The 20,007-nt window shown below is 36.9% G+C and carries 16 protein-coding genes; 1 reads left to right on the top strand and 15 read right to left on the bottom strand.

Features of this window, described 5'->3' with window-relative positions; all coding sequences use genetic code 11:
- Window position 1: 1 nt before the first annotated feature.
- Window positions 2-670 carry an ankyrin repeat domain-containing protein gene (locus J690_RS05115; RefSeq protein WP_017481499.1) on the bottom strand — a complete coding sequence of 223 codons (669 nt, stop codon included), beginning with the start codon at window positions 668-670 and terminating at the stop codon, window positions 2-4.
- Window positions 671-817: 147 nt separating this feature from the next.
- Between J690_RS05115 and J690_RS05110 the strand changes: the two genes are divergently transcribed.
- The gene (locus tag J690_RS05110) at window positions 818-1,675 is read left to right on the top strand and encodes a LysR family transcriptional regulator (protein WP_017481498.1); all 858 of its coding nucleotides are present in this window, start codon (window positions 818-820) and stop codon (window positions 1,673-1,675) included.
- On the opposite strand, the gene J690_RS05105 is transcribed toward J690_RS05110, so the two are convergent.
- From J690_RS05105 to tssE, 14 genes are all read right to left on the bottom strand, one after another.
- A complete protein-coding gene (locus J690_RS05105; protein ID WP_031945052.1) occupies window positions 1,672-2,625 on the bottom strand; it encodes a M15 family metallopeptidase in 954 nt (317 codons plus the stop codon). The genes J690_RS05110 and J690_RS05105 overlap by 4 nt on opposite strands.
- Window positions 2,626-2,632: 7 nt before the next feature.
- A complete protein-coding gene (locus J690_RS05100; protein WP_032034510.1) occupies window positions 2,633-3,256 on the bottom strand; it encodes a hypothetical protein in 624 nt (207 codons plus the stop codon).
- Between the two features lie 12 nt (window positions 3,257-3,268).
- Window positions 3,269-4,075 (bottom strand): type IVB secretion system protein IcmH/DotU, encoded by an 807-nt coding sequence (gene icmH / locus J690_RS05095; protein WP_017481495.1) that lies wholly within the window; start codon window positions 4,073-4,075, stop codon window positions 3,269-3,271.
- Window positions 4,076-4,092: 17 nt separating this feature from the next.
- Entirely contained in the window at window positions 4,093-5,457 is a 1,365-nt protein-coding gene (gene tssK, locus J690_RS05090) for a type VI secretion system baseplate subunit TssK (RefSeq protein WP_005076735.1), read from the bottom strand.
- Between the two features lie 16 nt (window positions 5,458-5,473).
- Entirely contained in the window at window positions 5,474-6,568 is a 1,095-nt protein-coding gene (gene tssA / locus J690_RS05085) for a type VI secretion system protein TssA (protein ID WP_017481494.1), read from the bottom strand.
- Window positions 6,569-6,590: 22 nt separating this feature from the next.
- Window positions 6,591-9,272, bottom strand: coding sequence for a type VI secretion system ATPase TssH (gene tssH / locus J690_RS05080; protein WP_081311096.1), 2,682 nt, complete (start codon window positions 9,270-9,272; stop codon window positions 6,591-6,593).
- A 148-nt stretch (window positions 9,273-9,420) separates the two neighbouring features.
- Window positions 9,421-9,684 carry a PAAR domain-containing protein gene (locus J690_RS05075; protein ID WP_004793184.1) on the bottom strand — a complete coding sequence of 88 codons (264 nt, stop codon included), beginning with the start codon at window positions 9,682-9,684 and terminating at the stop codon, window positions 9,421-9,423.
- Between the two features lie 16 nt (window positions 9,685-9,700).
- Complete coding sequence (locus tag J690_RS05070) at window positions 9,701-10,468, bottom strand: OmpA family protein (RefSeq protein ID WP_017402891.1); 768 nt, start codon at window positions 10,466-10,468, stop codon at window positions 9,701-9,703.
- 2 nt (window positions 10,469-10,470) lie between these two features.
- Window positions 10,471-11,430: a type VI secretion system-associated protein TagF gene (gene tagF, locus J690_RS05065; protein WP_014206363.1), complete on the bottom strand. Its 960-nt coding sequence runs from the start codon at window positions 11,428-11,430 to the stop codon at window positions 10,471-10,473.
- A gap of 37 nt (window positions 11,431-11,467) precedes the next feature.
- Window positions 11,468-15,289, bottom strand: a complete 3,822-nt coding sequence (gene tssM / locus J690_RS05060) for a type VI secretion system membrane subunit TssM (RefSeq protein WP_032034505.1) — start codon at window positions 15,287-15,289, stop codon at window positions 11,468-11,470.
- A 30-nt stretch (window positions 15,290-15,319) separates the two neighbouring features.
- Window positions 15,320-16,729 (bottom strand): hypothetical protein, encoded by a 1,410-nt coding sequence (locus tag J690_RS05055; protein ID WP_032034503.1) that lies wholly within the window; start codon window positions 16,727-16,729, stop codon window positions 15,320-15,322.
- Entirely contained in the window at window positions 16,726-17,724 is a 999-nt protein-coding gene (tssG, locus tag J690_RS05050; protein ID WP_032034501.1) for a type VI secretion system baseplate subunit TssG, read from the bottom strand. The genes J690_RS05055 and tssG overlap by 4 nt, the downstream gene beginning before the upstream one ends.
- Window positions 17,688-19,499: a type VI secretion system baseplate subunit TssF gene (gene tssF / locus J690_RS05045; protein ID WP_032034500.1), complete on the bottom strand. Its 1,812-nt coding sequence runs from the start codon at window positions 19,497-19,499 to the stop codon at window positions 17,688-17,690. Before tssF ends, tssG begins: the two co-directional genes overlap by 37 nt.
- A 16-nt stretch (window positions 19,500-19,515) precedes the next feature.
- On the bottom strand, window positions 19,516-19,992 hold the full coding sequence (gene tssE / locus J690_RS05040; protein ID WP_002048404.1) for a type VI secretion system baseplate subunit TssE: 477 nt from the start codon (window positions 19,990-19,992) through the stop codon (window positions 19,516-19,518).
- Window positions 19,993-20,007: the final 15 nt, after the last annotated feature.

The raw sequence follows: 20,007 nt of genomic DNA, 5'->3' as shown, positions 1-20,007 counted from the left end.
TCTATTTTGCACCAGCTGCAAGAAGTCTTTTTTCAATTTCACGGTATCCTCGTGACCGCGCATAGTGTAAGGGAGTTATGCCGTCTTTATCAGCCAAATTCGGATCAGCACCTGCCTTTAATAAAAGCTCTACAATGTGTTGATATTTAGGTTCTCCATTTCCCAAAATGATGGCCTCAAGTAATGCCGTCCACCCCAAATTATTGACATGATTAACATCTACACCGGCCGCAATTAATGTACGAACTGTTTCAACATGGCCTCGTTCCGCTGCAGGAATGAGTGCAGTTCCACCGTAACGGTTAATACTTTTTAAATCGGCACCATGCATGAGTGTCATTCTTAGAATTTTTAAATATCCCTGTGCACCAGCATATAAATATGGACTGTCTTGAATATTGTCTTTTGCATTTACATCGGCACCAGCCTCTATCAGCATATGAGCAGCATGTACATTATTTGCTCTTGTAGCGACCATCAAAGCAGTCGAACCAGTTTCATCTCTCTCATCAATTAAAGCTTTTTGAGATAAAATCCGTTTAATAGATTGTGTGTCATTATTTATCACTGCCTGATGTAAAGGATACTCACCCATTGCATTCGTCATATTTGTAAAACCCGAAGTCCCTAATACAACAATCAGATTCATCCATATTAGTGACTTACGCATGCTGGTCTCCCAATAGAAATTTATGGCAAAACATTTTGCAAATAGAATAAACACGACCAAAAGTATTTGGAAATTAAATTATTGAATCGATAGTATTAAGATTATAAATATTTAACTTATCGGCTTTTAAGTGTGGCGGTACCTAATATGTTTGATCCTCGCCTTTTACGTGCTTTCGTCACTATTTTTGAAACTGGCGGTTTTACCACAGCTGCCGATCGATTACACCTGACTCAATCAACAGTTAGCCAGCAGTTAGCACGACTTGAAGAATCTGTAGGTCATGCCCTTATAGATCGGACAGCGAGACCTTTCAAATTGACGGCATCTGGAGAGTATCTAATTGGTTATGCGCAAAGGATTTTGACTCTCCAACAGGAAGCTGAGGCCCTACTTAAAGATCCGGCAGGAAGTATTCCCATTCGTATTGGTTTACCAGAAGATATGATGAGTCCTGCAATGGCTGAAGTTTTCGGTATATTTGCCAAAGAGCATCGCTCCATTCGTTTAGATGTAACCTCTGGCTTAAGTCGGAACCTAACAGAACGTTATCGGAATGGTGAGTTCGATATTATTATTGTCAAAGAACCTGCTGCTAGTGCCGATCACCACGCTACATTCCCAGAAGAAATGGCATGGTTTGAAAGTTCGAATTCAACAACTGAATGGTCTGATCCCATGAGTTTAGTGACCTTTCCTCAAGGCGGACTTTATCGGGATGAGATGTTCGCAACCTTAGAGCGCGAACGGCGACGTTGGTATATTGCCTTTACGGGTAGTAGCCTAGAAAGCGTGTTAGTCAGTGTTGAAACAGGATTAGGATTATCTTTATTACCTGTAGCTACGACCAATGGACGGAGAGTACGTCGATATGATTCATTAGGAGCTGTGCCGCCTATGGCCGTTTCAATTTACACATGGGAAAAAGCTGGGATAATTTCCCAGCTTGTGGATAAAATGACGTCTGTTTTACAAGAACGTTTTCAATCCTCAATCAATATTTAACTTATATCATTCGAACTTTCAGCAATCAGTTTTTCTGCCATTTCTTGAGTTTTTCTTAAGCCCGGCATACGGAACTCAGTATGCCCATAATCTTGGATAGATTTCCAACGTCCACCCCAAGTTAAACCAACCGATTCGGCGACTTGACCATATAATCGATAGCCTTGCATTGCCCACGGATCTCGCTCAGAAATAACCACTTTTCCATTTCGCTTAAATGCTACATCAGCTGCTAAACCAAATTGGTGATAGCTTTGATACCCCCTTGCTCTAGTCGTATTTGGATTGCCCGCCAACATATTTTGACGTGCTGGGCTACGATAGCCTTCTAATAGAACCAACTCATAACCATACTGTTCTTTCATGATTTTAAAGACCATGAGTAAACGCTGTTTATAGCGTGGGTTCATTTTGTCCCATTTACGATCAACTAAATTTGTGTCCAGAATAGCTCGACCATCGAAACTGGCGTTATCAATCGGTGAAGAATTAATAGCTCCACTATTTTGAGACGAATATTGCTGCTCTAACTGCGTCGCCTCAACAATTGCGGCTTCAATTAGGCTTTCATCTACTTCTGGCGGTGGCGATAATATTTCACCATTTAAAAGTGCATAAATTTGAGGATCTGTTTTTTTCAGATATTCAGCTTCAATTCGGGTTGAACTAATTGGACGAGTAAAAGCAAAAACTAATATACTGGCAAACAAGAAAAAGCCTGCAATTACAATCCACCATTGCTGTAAATGCCAATGAGATTGTAATTTTTCAGGAGCAGCTGCCTGATTCATGGTTTGGGCAAATTGCCTAACCTGATTAAGCTGTTTACGCCCTTGGGGCAGTAATGACAAAACAAAATCTTTGCTTCTACTCCTGAGTTCATAAGACATTAAAAACGCTAAACCAATTGCTAAACATGTAAAGCAAAAGAAAATGAGAAAGATCATCATCAGTTCATTAATTCACGGCAAAAGGACTTCGTGTAATTTTAATATCTACCGATGCCTTAGGTGGCTCAACCTCAGGTTCTGGTTCGGCTGGAGCTTTACTCTCAACTACGGGTTTAGCCTGCGCCACTTGTTGCTGCTGCGGCTTACTCACAGGTTTTTGCTGAGTTGGCTGTATTTTAGGTTGAGTCGCTTTAGCTGTACCTGTCTGTAGTTGAGGCACAATCTGAACTTTCTTTTCACCTGTTAGCTGCTCATCAAATGGTGAAACTCGTTGTTCATTCGTAGCAACAGCTTTATGTGGAACAGGTTTAAAAATATTGCTTAACTCATTATCTTTTGGCTGTTCAAAGCCATCACGACTCATTGAGTCCGTCTCGTTATCTTGACTTACAACAACCTGATTTTGTTCATCTGAAGAATGTACAGCATCTTGATTTAAAATTTGCTCTTCCGTTGATTTACTCTCAATTGCTGCTGATTCAGGCGAATTCGGTTGAGACAAGAACAGGAATAGCGAGATGCTGACAAACACCCCTGCAATCACACCAATCACAATATAAAGTACTGGTGATTTCGGCTTTTTTTTATTCGATTGTAAAACTCGAATAGAAGTTGGTTTTTCCTGAGCCATTTCGTTCCATCATCAAGGTAAATAAACTGTAATATGTGCTTGCTCTTGAGGAGCAGAAATCACATTTTGATAGTTAGATAATGCTTTATCATTTTGATTGTTCAGCATAAATCTTAAACCCGCAAAGGTAAGTAATGCAAAAATCAATAAAAAGATCAAAATCCAAAAGAAAGGTACTTCGCGATGAATAATATTTCGTATTTGATCGGGAATTGCCGAGAACGGCGAAAACGCAACTTTTTTCCCTTTTAAATAGTCAATTTCATCACCCACTCTTGATACTAGGTGGTTGAGACTTTCAATAGATTCAATTCGGTACTTACCCTGAAAACCGAGCAAAAGGCAGTAATGAAATACCTCTAACGCAGCTAGACGTTCTTTTCCACGACTTCGCAATTGCTCCAAAATTTCAAAGAAACGATACCCAGCTAACTGAGAACCAAACAAGCTCAATTGCAATGGGCTAATTAACCAAGCATTTTGTAAATTAAAATAGCTTGGGTCTTGTTGCGTTACGATAGTTTCATCAATCAAAGCACAAAATGCATATTTAGCATCATGAATATCATCAGCTGAAAATTGCAACTTTTTAGCTTGCTGCTCAAATTGATTGAGTAAATTTAAGATTTTTTCACGAAACTGCTGAGCGTCTGCCGGCACATACTGATTTCGAATCAAAAAAACCAAATAAAAGCCATCATGCAATAAATCAATAAGATTGATTGCCTGTAGCTTTGCCTGAGACTGGCTATTATTGTTCCCACCCGTTCCAATTTGCCCATCGTCAAATAAAGAAGGAGCACCAGTGGATTGTGACATTTTTCTCTCCTTTACCCTTAAGCGTTCATAACAGCAATCAGTTCAATACTGATATCTTGGAAGCCAGCCGGAACATAAATACAAATCGTCTCTGAATCTAACATGCGCTGGTATAATTCATGATGCGGTTCAACTTCAAAATAGCTCACACCAGAACGTACTGGGATCGCTGTTGGAACCTGAATCAAGTGATGCAATGGAATTGCAGGTAATGCAGCAACTACACGTTGCTCTACATCTAAAGTGCTACCAATCTTGAATCGTAAAGGTACGATCTGGATCAACTCATGTGTCTGCATTGCACTACTTGATACTGCAATATAAAGTCGAGTATCTCGAGTAATCTTATCGGTCTCAAGACTTCCCACCCAATATGAAGGGCGGATTTCTTTAAGTGCAATACTGATGTAACGACTCGAAATAATCGTATCGAGTAAATCACGTAGAATCGTGTCTAACTGCGAAAAACTTTCTTGTAAATTATGGTGTTTATAGGCAGGCAACTGATCAACATCATAAGCCGTCGAGAAGGTTAATAAAGAACCTGCTAAACGTAACAATTCGAAGAACAAACGTTCTGGATGGATTTGTGGATATTGCACAAAATGATTCAGGCCAGCATGAGCTGTGTTTAAGGCATTTACTAACCAGAATGAAACGATATCACCTGAACGGAATTCAATTAACTTCTGTTCATTTTCTCGGTTATTGGTTTGAATCGTCTTAATTTTTGCCTTAATCACATTCAGTGTTCTTTTTAAGTTTGAAATGAGTGATTCAGAGGCATCCACGTGTAAAATTGGCGGAATAAACTTCCGATCAATTTCAAAAGCGCCAGAGCTTTGTCGCTTAATCTTTCCAATCGGCAGATATAAGAAACCATCTAGATTATGGTCTGGATTACTATGTACATCTAATAATTTAAAAACAGCACGTCGGCGTAGCAAACTAATATCTGCTTCTGTAGCATTAGTAAACAAATCATGCGTTTCAACAAGGTGAGATTGATATCTACCCTTCTGCGCTTGGTTTTGATCAATTAGATTTTGCTTATTTGCTTGTAAAAGCGGCAATGCTAAATAGATTAGCATCTCACCACGTAAATTAAGATCATCTAATAAAATTGGTTCAGGCAATAGATCATATGCCGGTGCCTGATAAATTTCACCGTCTTGCCAGATCATCTCTACAGACTCAAGAGCAAGAATATGTGTACTCAATTGAGCTTCATCGAAACTTAGCTTCTGAATACCATATGAAAAAGGTACAACTGCGCGAACCGTATGATTTAGGCGTTGTTCATGATACGTATCTTGAATTTGGAAATGTTGAGGTCTTAAAAATAAACCTTCGCCCCACAGGACTTTTTCAGCTTTAAACATATGTCTTTACCAATCTTTATTCATATTCATTTTTAGGCTGCACACCTAACATTTCCTGAACCATTTGTAATGGATGCTCATCTTTAATAACTTGCGCTAACCACTCGTGTAATGGCATTTGACTCCATTTAATCGTTTTTTGAAGCATATAGCTCACAGGACTATGAGGTTCATTTGCTTGGAAGTAATCTGCGATCTCTTGCAATACTTTCATTGCTTGTTCACGGTTAGCCAAGTGCGTTTGTGCTTGAGGCTGAAAAGCTGGCTGATCTGAAACAACTTGTACAGGCCCTTGATTTTCCATAGATGAACTCGTGATAACAGTAGCCTGTTCTTGGATTGGCGTAAGCCCAGTACCAAAAGCTTCTGCTTTATAAATCTTACGTAATGTGCTGTGAATGGTCTCAAATGCCGAATCAATAGCAGCAAAACTCGGCGAATCTAATCCCATTAAATGATCAAGAGTCTGTTTTAAAACATCCCACTCGGTTAAGACTGAACTAAAATCTTGATAATTAGAATATTGAAAAGTTTTAGAAGTATTAAAAATGGCTTGGTCGAATTGTTCTAATTCAGATGGTCCTGACTGGCTGTCATACTCTTCAGTTTGTTTACGGCGAACATTTTCGTGATATAGAAAATTATCGTAATCAAGCAAATTATAATAAGGAGCTGTATTGGTTAAAGAAACTTTCTTTAACAACATCGGAAGCTGATTAATTAAACCCTGTAATAAACCAATGCGTTGATCTAAGTCATCATCTTCAATAACAGGGTGAATTTCCTGCCAGTATTGATTCAGCATGGTATGGCTTAAAGTTAACCCTTTAGCCATACCTTCAAAACCATAAAGATGAGTCCAAGCCTCTAAGAGCCAAGTTAATAGACGAATATCTTTCGTTTTATCTTTTAGCAAAACACTCGTGTTCTTTGCTACAAAGTCCCAATCGGCTTGTTTGCGCTCAGCAACCCAATCACCTTGATCTAGTAATAAATCATCTTGTGTCTTGGCTTTTTTAATTTCATGAAATTCATTAGAAAACGAAAAGTCATCACCACAAGGCAAACTATCACTAATGGGTTCGAGTAGTTCAGAAATATCAATATTCATCTAATTTTAGCTCTATTCAATTTTAAACTTCTGACTTCAATTTTTTACTAGTCCTTTTTTTAGCAGCTTTTACAACTGGGTCTAGTACATATTGAATTTCGTCATCTTTAGCATCAATCATGATAATTTTAGGTAGTTTTTGCTCTGCTAAAGCCACCAAAATTTCTGTAGCTAATGCAGGTAACACTGTAGAATTTAAAATATTATCAACGTTGCGCGCACCACTATCGACTTCTGTACAACGGCTTAAGAGGAGCTCTACCAAATCATCAGAATACTGGACTTGTGTTCCATATTGTTTCTCAATTCTTGCTGTGATTTTGCCTAACTTATGTTTAATAATTCGTACAAGTAGATCATCATGCAGTGGGAAATAAGGTACAACTCTCATTCGGCCTAAAAATGCAGGCTTAAATTGTTTATATAAACTTGGTTTTAAGTGCTCAATCAACTCTTCAGCTGTAGGCCACTCTTCTACAGGTCTATTTAAGCAAGCCTGCATAATGGCACTTGAACCAGCATTTGAAGTTAACAAAATAGTCGTGTTTTTAAAGTCAATTACTCGTCCTTCACCATCTTCTAAAGTACCTTTATCGAATACTTGATAGAACAGTTCCTGAACATCGCTATGAGCTTTTTCAATTTCATCAAGCAACACAACACTGTACGGGTTACGGCGTACAGCTTCTGTTAAAACCCCACCTTGGCCATATCCGACATATCCTGGAGGCGCACCTTTCAATGAAGATACCGTATGCGCTTCTTGATATTCAGACATATTAATAGTGATTAAATGCTGCTCACCACCATATAACTCATTTGCCAAAGTTAATGCAGTTTCAGTTTTACCTACACCACTCGGTCCCACTAAAAGAAATACACCTTGTGGCTTATTAGGATCTTCAAGTTTTGCTTTTGAAGTTTTAATGCCTTGAACTAATTGTGTGAGTGCATAATCTTGCCCCATTACACGCTCGCCCAATTTATCTTCAAGCGTTAATATCTGTTTAATTTCATCATTAACCATTTTTCCAACAGGAATACCTGTCCAATCAGAAATAATTTCATTAATGATTTGAGAGTTTACTCTTTCAAATACTAAGGGTTGCTGACCTTGAATATCAGCAAGATCTTTACGCAGTAGATTAATCTGATCGAAAGCTTCAGACTCATTAGCATGATTCTGTGCTTCTAACTCTTGAATTTTATGGACAAGTTCTAATTCTTTTTGCCACTGCTCTTCGGTTTCTTGGATCTCTTTTTGCAAAGATTCTAAATTAGCTTTTAAAGCTTCCAAGCGTTCATGATGAATTGGAATCTGACGATGTTCATTTTCTAAAATTTGCTGTTCAAGCTTTAAGTTATGTTCTTGGGCCTTTAACTGATCAAGCTTTACAGGTTGAGCATTTTGGGTCAACGCAACACGTGCTGCAGCCGTATCAAGCACACTAATTGCTTTATCTGGAAGTTGGCGTCCACTAATATATCGATGTGAAGAATGAACCGCAGTAACGATCGCCTCATCATCAATTTGCAATTTAAAATGCTGCTGCATGACAGGAATCATCGCACGCAACATATCTACCGCAACTTCTTCGGTCGGCTCTTCTACTTTTACAACCTGAAAACGTCGGCTCAATGCAGCATCTTTTTCAAAATATTGTTTATATTCTGCCCAAGTTGTCGCAGCAATCGTACGCAACTCACCACGTGCAAGTGCTGGTTTTAAAAGATTTGCAGCATCATTTTGCCCTGCTTGTCCACCTGCACCAATTAAAGTATGCGCTTCATCTATAAATAAAATAATAGGATGAGTAGAAGCTTGAACTTCTTGGATAACCTGTTTTAAACGATTTTCAAACTCGCCTTTAACACTTGCACCTGCTTGTAACAGCCCCATATCTAACACATGCAAATGAACATTTTTTAGGGCATTTGGTACTAAACCTTGAGCAATTTTTAAAGCCAAACCTTCCACTACAGCTGTTTTACCAACACCTGGCTCTCCGGTTAAGATCGGATTGTTTTGGCGTCTACGCATTAAAATATCGAGCATTAAGCGAATTTCATATTCACGGCCAATAACTGGATCTATACCGCCTTTTTTCGCTTTTTCAGTGAGATTAATCGTATATTGATCAAGTGCAGGTGTTTTAGCTACTTTGGTATTTGCTACAGTCGCCTCTGTTGAATCCACCTCATCAGGTGGTGTTTTTGTTTCATCTTGTTGTTCAACACTCTTCTCACAAATTTCAAGAAACTTGTGTTTCATTGAATCAATCGGTAAAAGGTCAAATAAACTCGAAGCTCTTGTTGCAATTTGATATAAATCAGGCGCAGTTAATAATGCAACTAATAAATGACCACTACGAATAACGGGATTTTGTTCAGCCGAAGCTAATAACCAAGCTTGTTCAAACAAACGAACAATAGATTTAGCAAAAATAGGAGTTCGGGTATTACCTTTTGGTAATTGAGAAATTGTTTCTTTTAAATCATCAGCTAAAGCTTCAGATGAAATTTTATATTTCTTTAATAAAATTTTTAAATCATTCTCTAAAGATTGATTAAGTAATTCTAAAAATAGATGCTCAATTTCAATTTCGTAATTTTGTTGAATAACACAAGCATTAGCCGATTTTTCCAAAGCAGTTCGTGCAACTGCAGAAAGTTTTGTAATTAAAATTTTTAAATTACTCATCATTACTCTCAATATTTTTAAATAATTTAATGCTTAAAATCATAATGCCTGTATATTAACAAAATTCAGCTTTATGAGACAAACTACTCATCATTTCAAGCGTTAATATGTTTTAGTAGATATTTATATCTATATAAAAATATCTCTATCCTTATCCTTGATTAACTAAACTCTGTTTTGGTAATAATTTACAGCCACATGATAATGAATCATTTACACGTGCTGCGGATTTTCCCATGACAAGCATATTTGGGTCTCCCGATACAATCGTAGAAACCGTTTTGTGTAACGGACAAGTAGCCTTATCTCCTACACAGGCAATTGCAATTCCATCAATTAAAAATGTACTGTTTCCTGAAATGACTTGCCCTCCACCAGTTGTTGGGCATCCAATCGTAATGTAAGGGCTAGCCATGTTCTTCTCCTTATATTTATAGAACAGTAAACTCAATCCGACGGTTTTTCTTTCTTCCTTCTGGAGAAGTGTTATCTGCAACTGGCTTAGATGAACCTAAACCTTCTGTAGATAAATGGTCGGCAGGAATACTCTTACTAATCAAATAGTTTTTAACTGCTAATGCGCGGTCTTGGCTAAGTTTTAAGTTTTTAGTCGCATCACCAGAACTATCAGTGTGACCAATAATTTTCACCTTCTTACCGCCAACTTTATTTAAAGCAATAGCCATCTCGTCAAGAATTTTTTGACCCGCATCAGTTAAAACCGCACTACCAGATTCAAATTCAATAATTCGATTTTTAAGTGCATCATCAATGATTTTCTGCTCAGCCTGATTGACTGATAACTGTGAATACAGTTGGTACGGTGGCTGCACTAATCCTTGAAAAGATTGAATTGTAGGCTGAATATCTGCTGGGTTCAGCATTTTTCCACTCAACTCAAACCGAGTACCATTTACGCTTAATTTGCCTTGTGAAACCTTTTTAAGATCAGGCGTAATCACTCGAGTTACCGAGTCACTCCAACCATTAGGAGCAGCTACGGGTCTCACTTGTATTTTATCTACAACCTGATCAGCACCATAAACAGATTGCATTTTTAATAAGATGGCCTGTTTACTCGCTTCGTTAGGAACCACACCTTCTACGACAATGGGCTGAGCTAAAGCATAGTTAGCAATTGCATAGATACAACAGCCTTTTATGAGCTGTGAAAGTTTACTTTGATATCGTTGATTCATTATTATTCACCCAAAAAAGTCTGTCTAAATAGTTTTAAACCTTGATTTAAACTTAGTTGGCGTTGGCATAATGATTGTTCTAGCGTAGCTAAACCAGCATTCTGCTCCAAATAAGTATCAATCCATTGTGCTTCTATTAAAGAAACCCAGTGTTTACTATCCATATTCTGAGTAAAAATATCGCTAAGGGCTAAAATATCAGCTCCTTGAAAACCGAAGAATAATACGGGTTGCTCTCGATGTAGCAAACCTATCAGCACCTCAGTATTATGTTCTTTTAAAAAACGGCAAATAATACTGACCCAAAATGCTGCTATTTCATAACTGTAAGCAGGATTGTTAATAGGTAAAATTAAAACTTTATTTAATCTACTGGTTCCATTTTGTAAAATTGGCTGTAGCAATAACCCCAAACCAATCATACTTTGAGCTAATTCATAAATACTTAACTTCATTAACTGTGCAAATGAGTGCATCGTATGATTTTCATAGAAACCTACACATTCACGTTCAGTTAAAACCTGAATTTGATTTTGTAAGTGACCTAATTTTCCAAGTAACAAATCTGAATCTTTAATTCCTTTTAAAGCACGATTGTTTTGAAATAAATCAACGAGTACATGTTTATAGCTATAGGGCGCATACAACAAATTATCATACGGTAAATCAATTTCTAATAAATGGCTCAGTACCATTGGAAAAGATCTACCTGAACTATCTTCACTTGCGAGAAGGTTCGCCGCTAAAAACATATTTTCTTTGGGATTCGCAATAAAGAAATCCAGTGAAGGTAATGTGTTATAAGCTTCTTTAAAGCTGCCTGATTGCATTGCATATTCCAATGCTTCAGTAATCCACTGATCAAGCAACTGTATTAGAGCATTCTGACCTTTTGTTTTTAAAAAGTCGCCTCGTGCAGGACTTTTGCCGTAATACAAAGGAGTTGTTTTTAATGTTTGCATTATTGCTCCTCCTTTCGCATAGAGGTTATTTTCCATGTCATGGTTTAACTCCCGCAGAAGGCTGAGCAAGTGCAGAAACAGGATTTTCAGTTCTTGCTGGAGCAGCTTGAGCTGGTGCTTGCTGAGCAGATACCACACGAGCAGCTTTATCAGCAGTCACTTTATCAACCAGTTGCATACCTGCATAACCACGGCTTGAACCGATACTGCCTGAATTACTGCTAATTAGACGGAAATTCATTTTTACAAATAATGATGGATCAGTTTTACTACGCCAAAGCATTTCAAATCCGCCATTTTGTTCCTTACGTTGAGCACTATCAATTAAACGGTTAATACCGTACTCACCTGGCTCATCAAAAATCGTGTGGGTTTGGCCTTGTAAATCTACAGCGGTAATACGAGCACCTGGAATACTGCCTTGGTTTGGCCAAATGAAGTTAACCCATTGCTGAACACCGTTTTCATAAGTCATACGCTGACCATCAATATCAACGGTATATGAAAGCAATTGTGGATTTGGAATTGGGTAAAACTGGAAGTTAGATTGGTTAGTCGCTGGAGCAGCTTGCGCTTGAGCATTCAACTCACCTGTCGCCATACCATTGGCTGGGGCAACATATCTTTGGAAATTCATAACGAATTGAGGATTTAAACTAATGCCTAAATCTTTCCAAGTTTTAGACGTTAACGTATAGCCACGACGAATCACAAATGGATCAAGACTTTCTTTTACAAAGCGAGAAATACTACCGTTCTCACCCAAGATTTGACCAATTTCACTACTTGTTGCTTGTAAAGAAGCTGATGAGTTAAATGGATATTTCTTAGCAAGATTTGCTGTAAATGGTTGATAGGCTTGCATTACCCATAATTTATTAATTTCGTCTTGTGTCGGTGTAATTAAACTCTCAAAAGCTTGCGTAAGTGGGCTAACTACTAATTTTTGCAGTAAACGCTGATCAATTTCATTGAAACCAACCGCCATTTTTTCATCTACAATTTTTTGAGTTTGGTTAAATACAGACGTTTGCTCATTTAGGGTCTGTTTGACTAATGTCATTGCATTAGGCCCAATTTCGCCCGCATTTTTAAGCTCATTAAACTTACTACGAACGAGTGCTAAATTTGTCATATATTCATCAAGCAATGACTTACCTTGTTGATCATCACGTTTGCGAACCAACTGGTAGAACATTTGGTATTCTTGAGAAATAGCGCCTTGGGCATTGTTTGCCACTTGGTTAGCAACTTGCTTGTCATCATGATTTAAAACTTTACGTTTAAACCATGCAATAAATCCTTTTTGTGGAGCTGCAAGCTCAGCTTGAACAACCGGATTATCCCAATTTGTTTCGACTGCAACTCTTTCAATTAATGTTCTAATTGGAGAGTTTTGCGGTTCACCTAAAACATCAATATTTTTTACTTGCTGAGCAAATTGGCCAGCTTTAGCATAGTGAATACCGCTTAAGAATTTTCTCCATTCCGCAATGTATTCTTGCTTATAAAGCGCTGTTAGCTGCTTTCTAATTTGCTCTGGACTACCTGAGAAAGTTAAATCATCAGATTGGCGACTATTTAACACCCAGTCTTTACTGTCTGTTGGCTTATCTGCAGCTTCCTCAATTGCTTTTTCTACATAGTCATTCCAAGCTTTTTGGGTAAATACGCCTGGTAATGCATAACTACCCAATACAATATTTTTATTTGCCTCACCCACAATCTGACTTACAGTCAGTGCTGGGAAACGTACCGCAGCACGCATTTTTATTTCGTTATAAACACGATCACGCGCTGGCATCCCTCGAACAACAGAGAGCAGCACTTGACGAGTTTGATCAACAATTTGCGAATCTGCTTCTAAAACTGGGAATTGTTTATCATTTGCTAAGGTCATTGCATACGACAAGATCTGTTCAGCTTCTTGAATCATATCTGCACGCGGCATTTGGCCTTTATTTGCATCTAACCAAGAACGCCAGAAACGCGTAACCTGATCGCTTAGATGACTAGCATCCATATATTGCGGATTGCTCATCATTAAATAAGCTTTTAATGCATTATAAGCATCTTGAGGGTTGGTATCTGAAGGTTCCAAATATTGTTGAGATTGAGCAGTTTGCTTGATCTCAACATTCGTGTGGTTTGCTTTTAATGTTGCTTCATTATTTTTTACACGTTGCAAATATTGAGCAATATTTTGCTGTGTTGGTGTTAACACAATCTGCTTAACACCTTTTAAATATTCAGCTTTTAACTTTTCACGAAGCTCATTGCCCTGATATAAACCAAAACTAAACTTAAGTGGTCTATTTTCATCAAACTCATCTAACTGCTGTAAACGTCTTTGAAGAATCAGCAAAGCTTCTAATTGGGTAGACAGTTGCTGACCAGAGGCTCTTTCTAATTGAACGACTTTATTTAAATCTGCTTGAACTTCACCAATTAATTGCTGGTTATTACGATAAGACCAAACCCATACACCCAAAATAATTGAAACACCCGCTAAAGCACCAATAAATGCAATGTAACGTTGACGTTTTATGCCCGTATTTACATGCTGCTTAACGAGATCTTTATCTTTTAAAATAACATCTGAAAATAGACCATTTAAGAAATAGCCATGGTTAGGAGTAATTTTTGTATGGTCTTTTAAATCATTTTGAGCAATTTGTGTCAGCTGGAATTCTTGTGCAATTTGTTCAGTCATTGGACTTTCAATTACACCTTCCTGCAAAGCACTGGTGAAGTAAAACCCACGGAAAACAGGTTGAAATTGATATGGGTTATCTTCAAAAAGTGTACCAATAAAGCTCTTTAGAGCTGGTTTTAATGTTTTAAACTCTAATGGGAAAGTCATTACACTTGGTGAGATATTTTGCGAATGACGGCGACTTAAATGAGTCGAACTTACCCCTTTTAGACCATCGTAAAGAATGGTGTAATGTTTTTCGAACAAATCTACTGCGTTATGAGAAGAATTTTGCTCATATGGAAGCGTTGCTCCCCAAGCTTGGTTATATTCTTGAGCTTCATAAAATTCAAAAAACTCAGTAAAACCTGCAATCAAATCCATTTTTGAAAAAACTAAATAAACAGGTACAACCACTTCTAAACGTTCGGTTAGATCTTGAATACGAGCACGTAAATTTTTAGCAAGCTTTAATGAGTTTTCAGGACTTTGACTAATTAGCTCAGCGATACTAACAATTAGAATCAAACCATTAACTGGTGCTTTAGAGCGGTTCTTTTTTAAAATATTTAAGAAACCTAACCACTCAGAATGATCTTCGCTATAAACAGAATAACGGCCCGCTGTATCGAGCAAAATACCTTCTGTAGAGAAGAACCAGTCACAATTTCGAGTACCACTTAAGCCAGCAGATACCATTTTCTGATGTGTTTCTTCAAAAGGAAACTTTAAACCAGAGTTATAGATAGCTGAACTTTTACCTGCGGCTGGGGTACCAATAACCATATACCAAGGAAGCTCATATAATGCAGCATTGCCTTTTTTATCACCCAACTTAGATTTACGAATCAGTTGAATTGATTCTTTCATTTGTTGACTAACTAGCTGAAGCTCTTCTTTATCTTTATTTTTGCCATATTCAGCTTGGTTATCTTTTTCGATTGCCTCAGCTAACTCTTCACCTTGAGCAGCATGCTTTCTTCGTTGAATAAGCCAATAGATACCATAAACAATAAGACCCAAAGCATAGGCAGTTGCTAAAGCCCAGAATATATGACGAGGAATTGAAGTATATGAAGACATCAATGCCACGAACAATGACAAGGCGATAATTGCTTTAGGATTCGTGATGTACTGCCACAAGTAGCCTAAAATTGTATGCATTCTATTCTCGTTCTAAGTCCAAAGTTTAAATTAGTTATTCAACACCATCGCATCATCTTCTGAGTTTTCAGTGATACTCTGCACAAACGTATGTGCTAACACCGTATTTTCTCCAAAGACAAAAGGAATGATATGTTCAGGGAAATGCATGCTCAGCATAAAGCCATAAATATCAGCTAAATTTTGGGTATGCCCTAATGAAGATTTCACATAAATATAGTGATGCGGTTCTACAGGCGTTTGAAGAAAGTGTTGCTGCAATTTCTTCGAAACTTTTATATCGGTCTGATCTGACAAAATCAGTACATAAGGCTCATCACCTTCATGCTGAGGTAAATCATTAAATTCAAAATTATTAAAAAGCTTCGCTGTATCTTGTTGACCTACTACCACTTTCAGTGCTTTAGTCGGTTCTAATTCTTGAATTTTTACTAAAGGATCTGCGAGTAAACAGCTTGCTGCAAATTCAGCAGGAATATAATCTTTAATCATCCAAGATTTTTCATCAATTAGATCTTGATCAATTTCCGAATCGGCCACGACCAAAAAGAACATCTCATGCTCTCTTTTATGAATACCCTTTAATAAATGCATTAACTCTTGGTAAGCCAGTTGCTCTCCAAAAAAATGATATTCAATATGTATTTTTTGAGCAGGAATACCAATCTCAGAAAAAAACTCTAAAATTAATTCATTACTGTGGTCATCATTCCAGATATGTAACAAATCCTCTGAAAGAAGGATGTGTAGATTTAAGCGATTTAAGCGATAAACTTCTACGATCGGCATTTCTACATCGTCATATTCAGACTCAGGATTTACCCATGCCGGATGCATATGATATTCAAGGGCTTGCTGCGACTCATAAAATAAAGTTGAACGCTTTAAATGCTCAGCTAGAAGATATAGATTTTCTATATTTTGTTCGAGTTGCTGTCTTATTAATGACATCATACGAACTTGTCGTGGAGATGAGTAATCACTCTCCTCATGATTCTCTTCATCAAAATCTTTAATACGGTAAGATAAAAGAGGTAATCCGTAAGAATTTAACAATTGATTATCCAGCTCTGGACTTTTAAAGTTTTGTAGCTGCTCAATAATGCTTTCGTTCTCACCAAAAGCATGTAAAGCAAAAGCAGAATAAATATTGAAATCTAGCTGTTCTAATGGTTGATCAGTTACCGCAGTTTGTTTTGAGTTAACGTCATCTTTATCTTGATTTATTGCTTGCTCTTTTTTGTCTTTATACGTTGTATAAGCGCTATAAATTAACCACGGTGATAAAATCACCAATGTAATTATTGCTGGTAAAACTAAGAAATAAAGGAAAAAATCTCCTTTATCAGGATTATATTGAACATCACGCCAGTAGAAAATAATAATTCCACTAACTACTGAAAAAATAGCAATGAATGAGAGTAATATTTTTTTAATCATATTGTCTCTCCAATAAGGCTATAGCAGGTTTCATGACTATGTACTTTGGGTTGTCGTGATATGAGAAAAGAACCCTGGCCTAACCCACTCTGATTCTTATGAGTGAGACAAATAGGTTGTATTTCTGATTCATCCAAAATAAGCCGCAAATCTATTGATAAAGTGGGACTACACCATGTTTCTACAAGTTTTTTGAGCTTTAAGCTTAACTCTTGATTTGGTAAGAAACTGAGATATTGCTGACGTTTTAATGGTCCAATTTGAATTTCAATTTTTCCGTCAATCTGCTGAATGGTTTCCCCACAAAAAGTATTAACACCAAGTAGACTCGGCTGACTTCCACCTAAAGTTGTTAACTGATCACTCGCTAACTTAAAGGATTCTTGTACAAATTCTTTAATCGTAATTTCATGTTTAAAAATACACGACAGCATCGTTTTTAATGCATGAACTGTATTATTTTGCCACTGCATTAATCCTGAAAATTCTGCAAAATATTCATCAAGATCAGCTTGTTGATGCTGCGAACGCACATAACCATTCAAAGCATGTAGGATATCTAAATAGTCATTTTTATGTTCTATCTCATATCTAATCGGTAGATTATAAGTAATACTAGAATCTACATATTGAGCAGTAAGCTTATGATTAAATAAGCTTAGAAACTCTTTAGTCTCAGCTCGTTGCTGACGCGGAGCTTGCTTAATCTTATTCGTATACGTATAAGGTAAAGCACCTTGTATGCCCGTAAGACCAACGATTAAATTTGTGATATAAATCCGCTCGTCCGTTAATTCTAAATTTTCAATCTCTGTAGCAGGAAAATTTAAATTAAAGGATGTCTCAAACTTAAAATAATCACTCCAAGATGAACTAACTGTACGACTTGAATCGTGTCTTAATAGCCGTGTTGCCTGAATAAACTCAAAAGACTTTGGCTTTGTAAAGAGCTCATCTGTTACAGAAGAGTCTTGCCACCAACGTTCTGACTGCATTGGTATAACTCCTGCTGAGATGAATAATCCTTAACCACCAAATCAACAAAACTATTAATTTGAACCTTTAAATTAAAAACACGACTCAATAACTGACTAAAAATGTATAGGCTATGACCTCTAAATACGGATGAATCGATTTGTAACTCTGCCTTTACTCCTCTTACAAACATTGGGAATGGTTTTCCATCTACAAGTTTGTGAGTAAGTGAAAATTCCAGATGTTTGATTGATTCAATAATTAGATAATTTTCTTTTGATAAAGGTAAGTTATATAAAGCAAGTAACTCTTTAATATGAGATACCGCATCACCTTTCATTAAAGCTAAACTATTTAATGAAAGGTGTGAAATAACACGCCACTGCTCACTCTGGCTTTGACCAAATTGATAAGGTTTTGTAGGTCTTTTTAAAACAATAGCGCGGCGAGCCAGACTACTATCATTAAGGTTTAATATATTATTAGATTGCCCCAATGCTTCATGCGGTAAATCACGATTTGAGCATAATAGTTTTGTGCTAATAAAATCCGAACGTGTTGACGAAGGATTTAAATTTTTAGAAATAATTGAATAACCCATTTCGACAAAATTGGGCTGCAGCTTTTGATAGTTCACTGCATAGAAAAAACGTGCCGTATCAGCATGATAATGACTCATGGCAAAAAAAGGCAACACCGGAACATAGCTTTCTTCTTGACTCGTTTTTTCACGAACCATATTCATGTCAAGTATTGAATACACCTGATAAAACTCAGGATGATGAGCATCTGTAATCAGCGGATATTCTAATTGCTTATGTACAATTTTTTGTGGTTCAGCATATTTTTCAAATAAATTAATAACTGGGGTAGTAAACAATTTAAAATTAGCGACATTTAATTCCGAATAATTTCGAACTACAGCTTGATCATTTAAATTTAATTTAAAATGTATAAGCAGTTCAAAATTACTATCTTCTAGAGATAAGCGCTTTAAAAAACCTAAATCGAGTTTTAGATAATTAAATTTTTCAGGGAAACAAAAATACTCCATCAGCAAACGATAAGCATGATGAGTATGCTGATCGAGTGGCAATAGACTTTCTTGCTCAGAAAAACCTGTTAACTCAAATGGATTTTTATCCAGTTCAACAATTTTCTGCCCTATTTTAATGGCAAAAGTTGTTCCCTTCTTAAAAATACTGTCTAGTACTTGAAGTGGAAAATTAGAAATTGCATCTAAATAAATAGGTAGTTTTTCATTTATTAAACATATATGAGCATGATTAAAAATTTCGAACTTAAAAGTTAAAGTCGCATTTTGACTTAAATGCATGTGTGCACTAGGTGTGCTTTTAAACTCTAGCGCTTGTAAATTTATAGGGAGTAATTTGACTTCTTGCGTAGTATTAAACTCACACTGTACCCCTTTAAAGCTACGTGACTTCAAGACTGTGTGAGCAGGAACAATATGCGCTTCTGTGAGCTGTTTTATTTTATTTATATCTTCAAAACTTATTACTGAACAAGCCGGAAAATGACGTAAGTATTGAGGGAACATCACCTCAAATAAAGAACGTGTAAATACATCATAACTATCAGCAAGTTTCTTATCAATACGAGCAGAAATTAATGAAAATGCCTGTATAAGACGTTCGATATGCGGGTCATCAATCTGCTCTTGATTTAAAGATAAACGCTGAGCAATTTTCGGATATTTTTGAGCAAATTCACGAGATTGCTGACCAAATTCCTGTAGTTGTTTTTCGTAAAAAGGTAAAAGCTCTTCTATCACAACACACCCACTATGCCTAGGTTCTCGCTGAAATTACATATTGCTGCGTTGTCGGTTTTAACAATGCATCAAAAACGACAGGTTCATACAGTGGATGAATATTTAGATACGCCTGAATGCTTAAACACAATGCCCCCATATTGTGCCCATCCAACAACATCTCTACCCGTATTTGTCTTAAACGAGGTTCATGAGCTGCAATTGACTGTTCAATAGATTGGCAAATCTTGTCACGATCTAGCGGATTGGCTGTAGAAAGCCCCACAAAATCAATAATACCGAACTGAAGTATAGATTTTTTAACTAGCGGGTAATCATCAACTACATGATCCAATTTAGCGACTCGACTGTTAAGTAAGTCTTCTAAATCTTTTGCTACCGATTCTCTTAATTGCTGAATAGAAAGACCTTTTGCATAATCTTCACTTTCCGGAATTAAGCGGTCAAACAAAGTTGAACGAAATCCATATGGATAAAGCCGATCTAAATTCATTCGAGTTCACAACAA

The organism is Acinetobacter sp. 742879 (assembly GCF_000588535.1).
In the GTDB taxonomy this organism is placed as follows: Bacteria; Pseudomonadota; Gammaproteobacteria; order Pseudomonadales; family Moraxellaceae; genus Acinetobacter; species Acinetobacter pittii.
This window is presented reverse-complemented; position numbering and strand designations above follow the sequence as displayed.